Raw genomic sequence first — 15,211 nt, 5'->3', positions numbered from 1 at the left:
GAGATGTGAAATGTTTTTTAAGCATATTTTCTTTCTTGACTTTTTGTGGTTTGTCTCTGAATGGTGCAGAGGTAGTAATGACGCTTGAACCTGCCTTAAAAGCCATTCAGGCGGACGCACAAGCCAAACAAAAAACCGCTCAAGCCGAATTAAAAGCCATAGAGGCTCAATCTAGTGCCAAAGAAAAAGCCATTCAAGCGCAAATAGAGGGAGAATTGAGAACTCAGCTTGCAACCATGAGTGCTATGTTAAAAGGGGCTAATGGCGTTATTAATGGTGTCAATGGCATGACAGGGGGGTTTTTTGCAGGTTCAGACATCTTGCTTGGCGTCATGGAAGGGTATTCAAGCGCGCTTAGTGCATTGGGGGGGAATGTCAAAATGATCGTGGAAAAACAAAAAATTAATACCCAAACAGAAATCCAAAACATGCAAATCGCGCTCCAAAAAAATAACGAAATAATCAAGCTCAAAATGAACCAGCAAAACGCTCTCTTAGAAGCGTTAAAAAACAGCTTTGAACCGAGCGTTACCCTAAAAACACAAATGGAAATGCTTTCTCAAGCTCTAGGAAGTTCTTCTGACAACGCTCAATACATCGCTTACAATACGATTGGTATCAAGGCGTTTGAAGAAACCTTAGAAGGTTTTGAAACATGGTTGAAAGAGGCTATGCAAAAAGCGACCCTTATTGACTATAATTCCTTAACAGGTCAGGCTTTGTTTCAAAGTGCCATCTATGCACCTGCTCTTAGTTTTTTTTCAAGCATGGGCGCACCATTTGGAATCATTGAAACATTCACTCTAGCGCCCACAAAATGCCCCTATCTTGATGGGCTAAAAATTTCAGCATGCCTTATGGAACAGGTTATTCAGAATTACAGAATGATTGTAGCCCTTATTCAAAATAAACTGAGTAATGCAGATTTTCAAAATATCGCTTATTTGAATGGGATCAATGGAGAAATCAAAACCTTAAAAGGATCAGTAGATTTGAACGCACTCATAGAAGCTGCTATCTTAAACGCAGAAAATCATTTAAACTATATAGAAAATCTTGAAAAAAAAGCCGATCTTTGGGAAGAACAACTGAAATTAGAGAGAGAAACGACAGCAAGAAACATTGCTAACTCTAAAGTTATTGTCAAATGAAAACACTCGTGAAAAATACCCTATTTTCTTTTTTGCTATTGTCTGTTTTGATGGCAGAAGATATAACAAGCGGCTTAAAGCAACTGGATAGCACCTACCAAGAGACCAACCAACAAGTGCTCAAAAACTTAGATGAGATTTTTTCAACCACTAGCCCTAGCGCTAATGATAAAATGGGTGAAGAAGATGCTCTAAACATCAAAAAAGCGGCCATGGCTTTGAGAGGAGATTTAGCGTTATTGAAAGCCAATTTTGAAGCGAATGAGTTATTTTTCATCTCAGAAGATGTGATTTTTAAGACTTATATGTCTAGCCCTGAACTTTTATTAACCTATATGAAAATCAATCCCTTAGACCAAAAGACTGCTGAGCAGCAATGCGGAATATCCGATAAAATTTTAGTTCTTTATTGTGAGGGGAAGCTGAAAATCGAGCAAGAAAAACAAAATATAAGAGAGCGTTTAGAAACTTCCCTAAAGACGTATCAGAGCAACATTGGAGGTACAGCTTCTTTAATCACTGCTTCACAGACGCTTGTAGAAAGCCTAAAGAATAAAAATTTCATCAAAGGAATCAGAAAGCTTATGTTAGCTCACAACAAGGTCTTTTTAAATTATTTAGAGGAGTTGGACGCATTAGAAAGATCCCTAGAACAAAGCAAGCGACAATACCTACAAGAAAGGCAATCAAGTAAGATCATTGTCAAATGATTTTCTGAGATGACAAGCTATGATTTCTCATTTTTGGAATTTGTTTCTCTAGTTGTTTTTTGAGCTAATAATTTGGATCGCTATTTTTTTCCATGAGCGATGCTTTGTTCTATTTGATTAATGACGCTATTGGGCAGTTCGGATTTAGAGTGATTGTTTGAGGATGTTGCATCTTTTGCTTCATCTTCTTTTGTATCAGTAGTACCAAACTCACTTGCATTTGTAGTATCTTGGTAGTTATTTTCTTGCTCCATTTCTTTTTTTCTCTTCTCACAAATAGCACACGAAGCTATAAGAAAGGTTCTATTGTTGCTGTTATTAAGAGCGAGTTTTAAACCACTCAAGTGTTGTCTAGAAAACTTGTTATTTTCTGTCTCTATTTCTTGAATTTTTTCTAATAAGGGGGCAAGAATTTTTTGATCCTTGATGTCTTTGATCAAACACTTTCTTAACCCATCATAATCGTTGCTTGAAATAATACACTTATTGATAATGATTTCAATTTCAGGCGTTCTCCACTCATCAGGCACAAGCGGAGCAGCAGGTTTCACAAAAGCTTCATTCACCTTATTGATCATCTCATCAAAATTATCATCTTTATTAGATTTGGTTTCAGTGGAAGAATTGCCATTAGGGTTGTCATTCAAAGGGTTAGCGTTAGTTTCGTTTAATTCTTGCAATCCTCTGTGCTTAGCCGCTTTTTTTTGAACAGAAGAGTTGTTCTTTTTTTCAAACGCTTCAATATTCTTTTGAATTTGCTCTGCTCTCGCCCTATCATTCCGTAATTTTTCTCTCAAAGCGTTAGTGGCGAATTCTTTTTCCTCTTTTGTAATTTCTTTGTCGTCATGTCTTTGATAGAGTGTTTTGATTTTTTTAAAGCCTAAAGCCACCAATTCTTTGTATTCACTCGGTAATAATGCCGTATTGATAGCGTTTAAGCCCCCATAAACAACCAAAGAATAAAGAGCGACAGAACCTAATTTTTTGAAGATACTTTTCAAGAGCGTCTCCTTTCCTATTCAAAGGGGTTATTCTTGGCAACATTGTTTCGGTATGCAGAAACTACTGTTTTGAAGAAATTAAATATCTTGTAGTGTTCTTTTTGCATAGTTGTTTTGTCGCTCATCATAGGATCGCTATCTACGAAGATATTGTATTCATTAGTCTTTTTTAATATAGATTTTTTGGATTGGGTATCAAAATTGAAGCTGTCTAAAACCAACAAACACAATTTTTGTTTTTGTGCGAAACTCAATTTTTGGTTGGTGAAGTTTTTAGTCAAAGTATTCAATTCCACATCATCTTTGACATTTTTCAACAAGTTAGAAAAAGCTTCATAGCCCCTTAAGTATTTCTCATTGATCTTATCAATCGCCATGCTAAACGCCAAGCGTTCCGAGTTAAAAATAAGCGTGTTGGTGGCTTTTTGGGCAATATCTTTTGCTTTGGAGTCAAATTTGTTTCTTTCAAGCTGCAAGTAATAATCTATATTATCCAATTCTTTTCTGCTCAATAAATTAGAAATATTATTGGAATATTCTTCAATCGCTTGCTTGTAAGATAGAGCTAATCGGCTCGCTTTTTTGTTTTGCTCTTCATCTAAAGAAAACACACCCATTTGAAGCAAAGCCTGAGCCTTATCTTTAGTGGTAGCGGTAGTTTTTTTAAAAATACTGCTCGTTTTCACTTGGGGGTAGTAATAACTCAAACGCTCCTTATCCTCTTGCGTGAATGTTTCTTGGTTTAAAACATAGGCATAAGGGTTAGGAAGAAGTTTCTTATAAAGAGGGTTATCTTTTAAGGCTTGCTCTAGATCACCATAAGCCTTTGACTTAGCAGTAAGGATTTTACCTCTTGTCTCTTTCTCTAGAGCCTCTTTTTCTTTTTTGTATTTGTTTTCTAAATCTAAAAGAACTTTAGCTCTGTAATCCACAAGCTCTTTGATTTTTTGTTTTCTAAAAACCAAGTCTTCTAAGAAATCATGCGTATTATTTAAGAGCTTTTTGCGAGCCTTAAGAGCGTCTTCTTTTGCAGCCACTTCTTCTTGTTCTTTTTTTATCTCGTTGAAAAATGAACCAAACTGCTCCACATTAGCCGACAAAACTCCAAACGCAACCAATGAGCTAAAAACGATTTTTGCAAGCATCTTATAGTTTTTGTAACCTTAAAATTTCAAAAAATATCAATACATTTTACCACAATTTTTACAAAACTATGAATCAAAATTTTTCCATATCCAAAAGGTAAGTAAAATCTAGGTCTTATAGTATTATGTTTTGCTTGCTTGTATGCGGCTTGTTGGTATTTTTTAAGTTTCTCTTAAGGTTATTTTTATACAATGGATTGGTGTTTTTTGGATAGAAACTCCTTTGTTCTTTAGTTATTCTTTAGATAGATGTTTTCTATTCTTTGTTTGACATAAATAAACAAATCGTTGGTTTGTGTTATATCACATGTTAGTATCAGCATAGTAGGGTATTCTTTGGGATTTTGAGCTAGATTAAGGTGGTTTTGTAAAATACTTATTATTTCCTATGCTCCTTTGCTCCTTTATAGGTTCACCACCTTGAACTAGTTCTTTCAAAACCAAAATGAAACGACCGGTTAGCAAATTGAAACAAAACTTTTTACAATTCAAACATTCTTTCAACAAACATTTAGATAAGTACAGCCTTTATTACAGGCTGTTCAATATCAGCTCTATCGTTATAGGTTTTTTAATAGCGCTTTTTTCTTATGGGGCAGGGGTGATTTTAGTTTATCCAATATTATTCTTGTTTGCTCTTATAATAAAACCTAGCTTTTTTTATTACACTACTTATCTTTTGCTACTCGTTTCTCTCAGCATAATAAGCAAATACTATCTCTTAAGCCACGCAAATTTCACAATGAAGCTAATCATGCTTATGACTCAATGGCAAAATTGGTTCTTATGATTCGTTCAAAAATTTCTCAAGACTTGATTTAGAGAAATTTCTTTATTTCCAAACATTAGCATAAAACCTTACTGACTAAAAACTAAAATCTTTTTAAGCACATACCCAAATCTAGCTTATTTGAAAAAACCAATCGATTTTTGGTATTCAAATCCTAAAACCCCATGATTTTAAATTTAAAGGAGCGTTTTTTAAAAATAATTCTGCATCTAGTGTGTTAGTAATTTGTTTTTGATATGGTGGTGGTTTTCCAAATTAATATTGAGAAAAATTTGCTATAATTAGGAGATAAAAACAAAAAGGATATGGCTTGTTTGGTGGCAGAATATTTGATTTGTTTGCGATTGGTGGTTGCTTATCGCTTGATTTCATGAGTAATCTTAGATTCAAGAATTTTCTTAGTAGCTTTAGGTATGCTATTGTGAAATGCTTCCTACTAAAACACGCATTAGAGATCCGAACAAGCAAGAACTTACACAACCAAAAATAAAAGGACTGAGTATGGGAAAAATTTTAGCTTCTTTGTTGGGTGGCGGAATAAATCTTTTTACAGGTTTATCCAATGATTTGTTTTCTATGATATTAAATTTTTTGTTCTTTCTGATGTTAGTGATGGGACTTAATGAAATATTAGGGAAAAAATTCAACTTGCCTATGGACAATATCAAGAATTTTATGGCAGAAGTGCTGAAGAATGGATTCGATAGTATCAAAAACATGGGATCTGCTTTGGTTGGTAATGGTTTTGGTAGCAACAAATCAGACAAAACCACTAATAAAATGAGTGTCTCTCAAGTAAGACTCTAGTGGTGTATTAACTATCTAAAGATGAAATTTTTTCATCTTTCATGCAGAGCTTTGTTTGATCAACGAGGCAATAGATTACTAGCTGAACATTATGATTTTATTACTTAAGGCTTCTTTTTGAAAATGAGTTATCTTGACTCTTTATTTTAGTTGTAACGATTCTTACAACCGATCTTGCTTTTTAAAAATAATTATAATATTAGAACTTTTTTAAATCGGTTTAGGGCTATTTGTGAAAGCGTTTTTTGTAGGTTTTGAAAAATAGATATGAGAGTGATTGAAGCAATATTTTATGGTTAAAAAAATAGTTTCTTGCTCTTTGAATTATGACCGCTCTGAAATTTTCACGCAACAGATATTGTATAATTTCAATATAAACCTTTACGATTTAAACAATCTGAAGAGAAACAAAAATCCATTGAAGGGATCAAGAGCGATATGAGTAATAACATGCGAAAACTCTTCTTAATGATTGCCAACTCAAAAGATAAGAAAGAAAAACTTATTAAGAGCTTGCAAGAGAACGAACTTTTAGGCACTGATGAAAAAAAGAAAATCATGGATCAAATAAAAACCATGCATGATTTTTTTAAACAGATGCATACAAACAAGGGAGCGTTAGATAAGGTTCTAAGAAATTACATGAAAGATTATCGCGCTGTTATCAAAAGCATTGGTGTTGATAAATTTAAAAAGGTTTATCGTTTGCTTGAGAATGAGACTATGGAACTGTTGCATGCGATTGCAGAAAATCCTAATTTCTTATTCTCCAAATTTGATCGATCAATTCTTGGAATATTTCTGCCTTTCTTCAGCAAGCCCATCATGTTTAAGATGAGTATTAGAGAAATGGACTCGCAAATAGAATTGTATGATACTAAGCTCCCACTATTGAAATTGTTTGTGATGACAGATGAAGAAGTGAATTTCTACGCTAATCTAAAAACCATTGAACAATATAACGACTATGTTAGGGATTTGCTGATGAAATTTGATCTTGAAAAATACATGGAAGAAAAAGGAGTGCAAAATGCTTGATGTGGAAAACGAACAAAAAATCTCGGTGTAACTAACAAAATTCAGTTTGAAAAATATTCGTCTTGGGCAGAAACAGAATTAAAAAATGATGAGTGCTTTAAAAAGATTACCTACCTGATCGCCTTACCTATCAAGTAAAGCTAACGCCCGTTGGCGTTGCTCTCTACCCTTAGAAAAATCTATTCTCTCCTTTTCTTTCAATCACTTACCACTGAGCAAACTTCTGATTTGATTGCGTAAGTATTCATTCTCTCTTTCTTCTTGCAACTTCTCCCTAACTTCTTCCTCTCTGGCTTGCATGTTCAAGTTGCCATTCTTAAAAATCTCAGAACTAATCACATTTTGCCTCATTTGATAACCTGCACGATTACTCAAGGTTTCTAAAATTTCTCGTTGGTTATTTTTCCTAGTGGTATATTCTTGTTCCTTGTCTTGCAAGAGAGTTTTGTAATACTGATTGATTTTTTCCAGCTGGGCTTTTTCTCTTGCCACTTCATTGATCACTTGCTTGTTGTTTGCTCCACTCACATCATAGCCATGCAAGTTTTTTGTGTTAGCTCCTAGCATTGGCTGACTCCCTTGCAACACATCAAAGGTCTGTGGTTTTTCTTTGCTGTTAGGATTATCATTGTAGTTACTCGCTATCATCACCACACCCTTTTGATTCAAAGTGGGTTGCAAGTAAAAATCAATGTCGGATCTCGCTCCATTAGCTTGGAAGTAATTCTTGTATTGAAGGATCTTATTGGCATCGCCTATGAGCGTAATCTTTTTAGAATGATGAACAAGTTTGAAAGTTAGTACAACTTGTTTATTATCCAACAAATAGTCCTTGTAATTTGGCAACTTCACTTGCACCATGAATGGTGTGTCTTTGAGTTTGTCATTTAAGGGGATCTCACTATACTTTTCTATCAGTTCATTATACACAGGCGTATAAACATGGTTCTTTTGTTTCACCACTTTTTTCGCATAATTACTGCACGCACTTAAAGCTAAGCACAGAATTGTCGCACCGATTAAAACACTTGCTCTCAGTTTCATTAGTTGTTTCTCCTTATTGCTCTTGTTTCTTTGAAGTGAAAAGACCATTGATAAAATTTTTTATACCAATAACTTTAATAACTTTATAGATCAAATAGCCCATACCTATGAAGCAAATGTTTTTCAAAACAAAGAGCACCTTGTCGTTAGTGCTACCAATTCCTAAGATATATAGTTCATAAATCGATCTAATTGTTTCTAATCCAAAAAATAAAACCGCACCCACACCAAAGGCATAGTAAAAATACTGAAGTTTTAGTTTTGTTTTTAGACTTTCCACTAGCTCTGTGTTTTTGCTAGTTCTTAAAAATACAAAATAGACTGCAAACAAAACAAATATCCCACCCATACACAATCCTAACAGATGCTCTAGTCCCCCTATATATCCTAAGAATGAATGAGCGTATGCTTCCATTATTCTCTGTTTGGCTTGTCCTATCTGCATCAGAAGTTCATACCTTTTTTCTTGCGGTAGCTTTTCTATTTCTATTAGGATATTTTTCAACTCTTCTTGATTTTTTAAAGCTTCGTGAAATCTTTGCTCTCCTAAACTCCCTTTAGGATATAATGAGTCTAGCAAATTTAAGAGATCATTGCTCTGTGAGTTGCTAGGTGGTGGGGCGTTTAGCGGATTGGATCCATGATGCTCTGTTGTATCGTTCATGAAATTCCTTTTCAAGAATTAAATTAAGAAATTGTTTTGATATTATACCATTCTCTTCTTTCTATGAGTTGCGATTGTCTTATCTCTTTGAATTAGGCGCTTCTAAAATTTCATTACTGATTACGGCTGCTTACTCATTACTCTTACTTTTTGAGTTGCATCGTGTTTCATCTTGCTTCTTGTTTGAAACAAGTCGCTGCTTACATTACTTATCAAGGAATCTTTGCTCAACGCCTTATCCAAAAAGGTTTTTGTTAAAGGTTTTTCAAATACATATTTTTACAGAAATTTTGCTATAATTAGGATTATTTTAAGGAGTTTTTAATGAAAAAATCTCTCAAATTTTACAACCAACAAACCAATAATTAAACAATAAAGCTGTCGCATGTTAGGGAAAAAAAACGAAGAAGTCTTGATTGATGAAAATTTGGTTGGGGGTGTAATAGCCCTTGATAGATTGGCTAAACTCAATAAGGCCAATAGGACTTTCAAAAGGGCTTTTTATCTCTCTATGGTGCTCAATGTCGCCGCTATAACGAGTATTGTGATGATGATGCCTTTGAAGAAAACGGATATATTTGTTTATGGCATTGATCGATACACAGGAGAATTTAAAATTGTCAAACGATCCGATGCTAGGCAAATTGTCAATTCTGAAGCTGTTGTGGATAGTGCAACTTCAAAATTTGTCTCATTGCTGTTTGGTTATAGCAAAAATTCTTTGAGGGATCGCAAGGATCAACTAATGCAATATTGCGATGTGAGTTTCCAAACCCAAGCAATGAGAATGTTCAATGAAAATATCAGACAATTCGTAGATAAAGTCCGAGCAGAAGCTATCATTAGCTCTAACATACAAAGAGAAAAAGTCAAAAATAGTCCCTTAACGAGATTAACATTTTTCATTACCATCAAAATCACACCTGATACAATGGAAAATTATGAATATATCACTAAAAAACAAGTAACTATTTATTATGATTTTGCTAGAGGCAACTCTTCTCAAGAAAATCTTATCATCAATCCTTTTGGCTTCAAAGTGTTTGACATTCAAATCACAGATTTGCAAAACGAACAGACGGTAAGCGAAATTTTGAGAAAGATTAAAGAAGTGGAATCAAAAAATAAGGCATTAAATAAATAAGAACATGTTTAATCTTAAAAGGACTTTTTTAGTAACGATCATAAGTTTTTTTCTCATTGTTCCTAATTGGTTGAAAGCTATTGATTTGCCCATTGTTTCAAATCTCAAAATTTACCAAACAGTTTATTGCATGCTGATACCGAGTTATGTTTTAACCAACAAAAGTTTTGCAGATATTTTGACAGGCTATACATCTATTGGTGCATCAGGGAGTGGAAAGAGTTCAGGGCAGGGTGTGATCGAAGCGCTTAGCACACCATTAGCCACAAGTTTAGCCGCTAGCAATCTGGTGAAATATTTGAATACTTTAGGTCCTTTATGGGGATCGGCGTGGGCAAGTGTTGCTACAGCTATACAAGGTTTTGCTCTAACGCCATCAAGTGGCTGTAATTTTGGTTGGAACGCATTGATAAATAAAAACATAGATGTATCCATGGATAGCGTGCTAGACAATTTGAGCAACAAGATTCAGAATTTTACCAAAGGCGGTGTTGAGGACAATGTGAAAGGTAATATTCTTTTACAAATAATTGGCTCAATAACTGCTCAAGCTTCTACGAATATTACAGCTGATGGTTTAATTTGGCTGATTGGTAAAGAATTCACTGCAAATAAACTGCAAAACAACACTACAGCCATGCTTGCTTTTGCCGCATTAGAATCTGTTGTCAAAGGAGCGGACGCTGCTGTTCTTCCTGCATATGGTGTAGTCAATCTGCCTGATATTATCATAGGGCAAGGGTCATATCTTGATTTTGTTTCTTACCTGATTTATATTGTTTTTGGGATTTTTGTTTTTATTTCTTTTATGAAATTGAGGGATATTTCAAGTAACATTCAGATTAACATAGGTTTTGAATACATGCGATTTGTTGGGGGGACATTATTCAAAATGGCGATGGTCTCTTTTATCGCCTATGCAGGTTTTGGTTATCTTTATAAAATCTCTTATTCTATTTATTTTGGTTTAGCAGGCGCTTTTGGGCTGAATCAAGTTCTTTTTTGGGCTTTAGATTTAGTGCTGAATTACACTGTTAATTCAATTTTACCTGCGGTAAGAGCTGTTTTTTCTAATGTTGGCAACAACGCTCCTAGTTTGTTACAAGGCTTGCAAGTGGCAGGTATTTCTTTATTCGCCATTTTTATGCAAGTAACTATCATTATGAGAATAAGCACTGTGGTTGTGAAACCTTTGATAGCGGGGGCTTTTAGCGGTATTGTGTTCCCTATTGCAGTATGTTTGATCGTGCTAGATTGGTTCAAAGATTCTATGAAAAACATACTGATATGGTTCATTAATAATTTGTTTATCTTGGTTCTAGCTATTCCTATTTTGCTCTTTGGTGTTTTGGCATTATTGGCATTCAATTTGACCATAACGCCCTCTGTTGCTATACAAAACATCAATCAAGGGGGATTGGGTATCGATTCAACTATTGCGAGTTTGATCACCCTATTTATTTTAAAAGGTTTCATAGAGACGATTATTGAGAGTGTCAATGCGATCGTTAATACCATTTTCAGCTCTGTTTCTATGGATGGTAGCAGAATGGATAGAGAAAGAGATGCCTTAATGGTGGGAAGAGTTGGTGGATCTATGTTTAAAGGCTAGCCGCTATATTCTTGTGTTACAATTACAAATATTTTTTAAGAGGAATTGTTGATGGAGCAGGCATTTTTTAAAAAAATTGTTGGCTGTTTCTGTCTTGGTTATTTATTTTTATCTAGCGTAATAGAAGCAGCAGCACCTGACATTAAAAATTTTAATCGTGGCAGGGTGAAAGTGGTGAATAAGAAGATTGCTTATTTGGGAGATGAAAAACCTATTACGATTTGGACTTCATTAGACAATGTTACCGTGATCCAACTTGAAAAAGATGAAACTATTTCTTACATCACAACAGGTTTCAATAAAGGTTGGAGTATTGTGCCTAATTCTAATCACATATTCATTCAACCTAAATCGGTAAAAAGTAATCTCATGTTTGAAAAAGAAGCAGTGAATTTTGCCCTAATGACAAGAGATTACCAAGAATTTTTAAAAACAAAAAAACTTATCGTAGATGCGCCTGACCCTAAAGAATTAGAAGAACAAAAAAAAGCTCTAGAAAAAGAAAAAGAAGCTAAAGAACAGGCACAAAAGGCACAAAAAGATAAAAGAGAAAAAAGAAAGGAGGAGCGTGCAAAAAATAGAGCCAATTTAGAAAATCTCACTAACGCTATGAGTAACCCACAAAATTTGAGCAATAACAAAAATCTTAGCGAATTGATCAAGCAACAACGAGAAAATGAATTAGACCAAATGGAACGACTAGAGGACATGCAAGAGCAGGCTCAAGCTAATGCGCTCAAACAAATTGAAGAACTCAACAAGAAACAAGCTGAAGAGACAATCAAGCAAAGAGCCAAAGATAAAATCAGTATTAAGACAGATAAATCTCAAAAAAGCCCTGAGGATAACTCCATAGAATTATCTCCTAGCGATAGCGCTTGGAGAACCAATCTTGTTGTGCGGACCAATAAAGCCTTGTATCAATTCATTTTGAGAATAGCTCAAAAAGACAATTTTGCTTCAGCGTATCTAACAGTCAAATTAGAATACCCACAAAGACACGAAGTCTCTAGCGTTATTGAAGAGGAATTAAAAAAGAGAGAAGAAGCAAAGAGACAGAGAGAATTGATCAAGCAAGAAAATCTCAACACCACAGCCTACATTAATAGAGTAATGATGGCGAGCAATGAACAGATTATCAACAAAGAAAAAATAAGAGAAGAAAAACAAAAAATTATACTAGATCAAGCAAAGGCGCTAGAGACCCAATATGTGCATAATGCGTTAAAAAGAAACCCTGTGCCTAGAAACTACAATTACTACCAAGCACCTGAAAAACGCTCTAAACATATTATGCCCTCTGAAATTTTTGATGATGGCACATTCACTTATTTTGGTTTCAAAAACATCACTCTCCAACCTGCTATTTTTGTGGTTCAACCTGATGGGAAATTGAGCATGACTGATGCCGCCATTGATCCTAACATGACTAATTCAGGATTGAGATGGTATAGAGTCAATGAAATTGCAGAGAAGTTTAAGCTCATTAAAGACAAAGCCCTTGTAACAGTGATCAATAAAGGCTATGGGAAAAATCCATTGACAAAAAATTACAATATCAAAAACTATGGTGAATTGGAGCGTGTGATTAAAAAGCTCCCTCTTGTCAGAGATAAATAAAAAGGCGTTAAGACATGAATGAAGAAAACGATAAACTTGAAACTTCTAAAAAAACCCAACAAGATTCACCCCAAGATCTATCTAATGAAGAAGCAACGGAAGCCAATCATTTTGAAGATCTTTTAAAAGAATCCAAAGAAAGTTCAGACAATCATCTTGACAATTCCACAGAAACTAAAACCCATTTTGATGAAGACAAGCCAGAAGAAACCCAAACTCAAATGGATTCTGGAGGTAATGAAACTTCAGAATCTAGCAATGGCAGTCTGGCAGATAAGTTATTCAAGAAAGCCAGAAAATTAGTTGATGATAAAAGACCTTTCACTCAGCAAAAGAGTTTAGATGAAGAAACCCAAAAACTGAACGAAGAAGACGATCAAGAAAATAATTGGCATCAAGAAGAAACTCAAACGGACTTAATTGATGATGAAACTTCTGAAAAAACCCAACAAGATTCACCCCAAGATCTATCTAATGAAGAAGCAACAGAAGCCAATCATTTTGAAGATCTTTTAAAAGAAGAAAGTTCAGATAATCATCTTGACAACCCCACAGAAGCTAAAACCCATTTTGATGAAGACAAGCTAGAAGAAATAACTAACGACTCTAACGATCAAGAGATTATCAAAGGAAGCAAAAAAAAATACATTATTGGTGGCATTGTAGTCGCTGTTCTTATCGTGATTATTTTATTTTCTAGAAGCATTTTTCACTACTTTATACCTTTGGAAGATAAAAGCTCTCGTTTTAGCAAAGACAGGAATCTTTATGTCAATGATGAAATCCAAATAAGGCAAGAGTATAACCGATTACTGAAAGAACGGAATGAAAAAGGCAATATGATCGATAAGAATCTTTTCTTCAATGATGATCCCAATAGAACCTTATACAACTATTTGAATATTGCAGAAATTGAGGACAAAAACCCATTGAGAGCCTTTTATGAGTGTATTGGTAATGGTGGCAACTATGAAGAATGTTTGAAGCTTATCAAAGACAAAAAACTTCAAGATCAAATGAAAAAGACTCTAGAGGCTTATAACGACTGCATCAAAAATGCCAAAACTGAAGAAGAAAGGATCAAGTGTTTAGATTTAATCAAAGATGAAAACCTGAAAAAAAGCTTACTGAACCAACAAAAAGTTCAAGTGGCTCTAGATTGTTTGAAAAACGCTAAAACCGATGAAGAACGGAAAGAGTGCCTAAAACTCATAAATGACCCTGAGATTAGAGAGAAATTCCGCAAGGAATTAGAGCTTCAAAAAGAGCTTCAAGAGTATAAGGATTGTATCAAGAACGCCAAAACAGAAGCTGAGAAAAACGAATGCTTGAAAGGCTTGTCTAAAGAAGCTATAGAAAGATTGAAACAACAAGCCCTAGATTGTTTGAAAAACGCTAAAACCGATGAAGAACGGAAAGAGTGCTTGAAAAATATTCCCCAAGACTTGCAAAAAGAACTACTAGCTGATATGAGCGTCAAGGCTTACAAGGACTGCGTTTCAAGAGCTAGGAATGAAAAAGAGAAAAAAGAATGCGAGAAATTACTCACGCCTGAAGCGAAAAAAAAGTTAGAACAACAAGTGCTAGATTGTTTGAAAAACGCTAAGACCAATGAAGAACGAAAAAAGTGTTTAAAAGATCTCCCTAAAGACTTACAAAGCGATATTTTAGCTAAAGAGAGCCTGAAAGCTTATAAAGACTGCGCATCTCAGGCCAAAACTGAAGCTGAGAAACAAGAATGCGAGAAATTACTCACGCCTGAAGCGAAAAGACTTTTAGAAGAAGAAGCCAAAGAGAGCGTTAAGGCTTATTTGGATTGCGTATCTCAAGCCAAAACTGAAGCTGAGAAACAAGAATGCGAGAAATTACTCACGCCTGAAGCGAAAAAAAAGTTAGAAGAAGCCAAAAAGAGCGTTAGAGCTTATTTGGATTGTGCATCAAAAGCCAAAAACGAAGCTGAAAAAAAAGAATGCGAGAAATTGCTCACGCCTGAAGCGAAAAAACTATTAGAGAATCAAGCGCTAGATTGTTTGAAAAACGCTAAAACCGATGAAGAACGGAAAGAGTGCTTGAAAGATCTCCCTAAAGACTTACAGAAAAAGGTTTTAGCCAAAGAGAGTGTTAGGGTTTATTTGGATTGCGTATCAAAAGCCAAAAACGAAGCTGAAAGAAAAGAATGCGAGAAATTACTCACCCCTGAAGCGAGAAAACTATTAGAAGAAGCTAAAGAGAGCGTTAAGGCTTACAAGGACTGCGTATCAAGAGCTAGGAATGAAAAAGAGAAACAAGAATGCGAGAAATTGCTCACGCCTGAAGCTAGGAAACTATTAGAAGAATCTAAAAAGAGCGTTAAGGCTTATTTAGACTGCGTATCTCAAGCTAAAACTGAAGCTGAAAGAAAAGAATGCGAGAAACTACTCACCCCTGAAGCGAGGAAACTATTAGAAGAAGTTAAAAAAAGCGTTAAGGCTTATAAGGACTGCGT

Annotated in this window: 14 protein-coding genes; 10 read left to right on the top strand and 4 right to left on the bottom strand. The window is 34.8% G+C overall.

The genetic code is table 11. From position 1 onward, the window contains the following. Positions 1-5: 5 nt before the first annotated feature. Positions 6-1,151 (top strand): cag pathogenicity island type IV secretion system translocation protein CagI, encoded by a 1,146-nt coding sequence (gene cagI, locus EXS92_RS05075; protein WP_022576763.1) that lies wholly within the window; start codon positions 6-8, stop codon positions 1,149-1,151. After that, a complete protein-coding gene (cagL, locus tag EXS92_RS05070; protein WP_165507994.1) occupies positions 1,148-1,861 on the top strand; it encodes a cag pathogenicity island VirB5 family T4SS-associated adhesin CagL in 714 nt (237 codons plus the stop codon). Before cagI ends, cagL begins: the two co-directional genes overlap by 4 nt. Positions 1,862-1,941: 80 nt before the next feature. Here cagL and cagN read toward each other — a convergent pair whose 3' ends face one another. Together cagN and cagM are read right to left on the bottom strand one after the other, a co-directional pair. Next, positions 1,942-2,862 carry a cag pathogenicity island type IV secretion system protein CagN gene (gene cagN, locus EXS92_RS05065; protein WP_165515761.1) on the bottom strand — a complete coding sequence of 307 codons (921 nt, stop codon included), beginning with the start codon at positions 2,860-2,862 and terminating at the stop codon, positions 1,942-1,944. Between the two features lie 14 nt (positions 2,863-2,876). Beyond that, positions 2,877-4,007, bottom strand: a complete 1,131-nt coding sequence (cagM, locus tag EXS92_RS05060) for a type IV secretion system apparatus protein CagM (RefSeq protein ID WP_000879927.1) — start codon at positions 4,005-4,007, stop codon at positions 2,877-2,879. Positions 4,008-4,452: 445 nt separating this feature from the next. Here cagM and cagP point away from each other — a divergent pair, with 445 nt between their 5' ends. The 4 genes from cagP to cagS all read left to right on the top strand — a co-directional run bounded on the left by cagP (position 4,453) and on the right by cagS (position 6,642). Continuing rightward, a complete protein-coding gene (cagP, locus tag EXS92_RS05055) occupies positions 4,453-4,797 on the top strand; it encodes a cag pathogenicity island protein CagP (RefSeq protein WP_041051112.1) in 345 nt (114 codons plus the stop codon). A 310-nt stretch (positions 4,798-5,107) separates the two neighbouring features. After that, positions 5,108-5,287, top strand: a complete 180-nt coding sequence (locus tag EXS92_RS08015; RefSeq protein WP_079371885.1) for a hypothetical protein — start codon at positions 5,108-5,110, stop codon at positions 5,285-5,287. Further along, positions 5,224-5,604: a cag pathogenicity island type IV secretion system protein CagQ gene (gene cagQ, locus EXS92_RS05050; protein ID WP_097551712.1), complete on the top strand. Its 381-nt coding sequence runs from the start codon at positions 5,224-5,226 to the stop codon at positions 5,602-5,604. Before EXS92_RS08015 ends, cagQ begins: the two co-directional genes overlap by 64 nt. Before the next feature lie 438 nt (positions 5,605-6,042). Continuing rightward, complete coding sequence (gene cagS, locus EXS92_RS05045) at positions 6,043-6,642, top strand: cag pathogenicity island protein CagS (protein ID WP_165515760.1); 600 nt, start codon at positions 6,043-6,045, stop codon at positions 6,640-6,642. A 201-nt stretch (positions 6,643-6,843) separates the two neighbouring features. On the opposite strand, the gene cagT is transcribed toward cagS, so the two are convergent. Continuing rightward, positions 6,844-7,686: a type IV secretion system apparatus protein CagT gene (cagT, locus tag EXS92_RS05040; protein ID WP_077654815.1), complete on the bottom strand. Its 843-nt coding sequence runs from the start codon at positions 7,684-7,686 to the stop codon at positions 6,844-6,846. Positions 7,687-7,699: 13 nt separating this feature from the next. Next, positions 7,700-8,350, bottom strand: coding sequence for a cag pathogenicity island translocation protein CagU (cagU, locus tag EXS92_RS05035; protein WP_077654814.1), 651 nt, complete (start codon positions 8,348-8,350; stop codon positions 7,700-7,702). Positions 8,351-8,735: 385 nt separating this feature from the next. Here cagU and cagV point away from each other — a divergent pair, with 385 nt between their 5' ends. The 4 genes from cagV to EXS92_RS05015 form a co-directional block, all read left to right on the top strand. Beyond that, positions 8,736-9,494, top strand: a complete 759-nt coding sequence (gene cagV, locus EXS92_RS05030; protein WP_079370131.1) for a cag pathogenicity island type IV secretion system protein CagV — start codon at positions 8,736-8,738, stop codon at positions 9,492-9,494. Positions 9,495-9,498: 4 nt separating this feature from the next. After that, complete coding sequence (cagW, locus tag EXS92_RS05025; protein ID WP_165515759.1) at positions 9,499-11,106, top strand: cag pathogenicity island VirB6 family T4SS protein CagW; 1,608 nt, start codon at positions 9,499-9,501, stop codon at positions 11,104-11,106. Positions 11,107-11,157: 51 nt separating this feature from the next. Further along, positions 11,158-12,726, top strand: a complete 1,569-nt coding sequence (gene cagX / locus EXS92_RS05020) for a type IV secretion system apparatus protein CagX (RefSeq protein ID WP_078302882.1) — start codon at positions 11,158-11,160, stop codon at positions 12,724-12,726. 14 nt (positions 12,727-12,740) lie between these two features. After that, positions 12,741-15,211, top strand: a 2,471-nt coding sequence (locus EXS92_RS05015) for a CagY family CD-EC repeat-containing protein (RefSeq protein WP_278248647.1), incomplete at its 3' end; no start/stop codon positions are given.

It is taken from the genome of Helicobacter pylori, assembly GCF_011175115.1.
Taxonomy (GTDB): domain Bacteria; phylum Campylobacterota; class Campylobacteria; order Campylobacterales; family Helicobacteraceae; genus Helicobacter; species Helicobacter pylori_DF.
The sequence above is the reverse complement of the archived record's forward strand: the minus strand, read 5'-3'. Positions and strand labels throughout refer to the sequence as shown.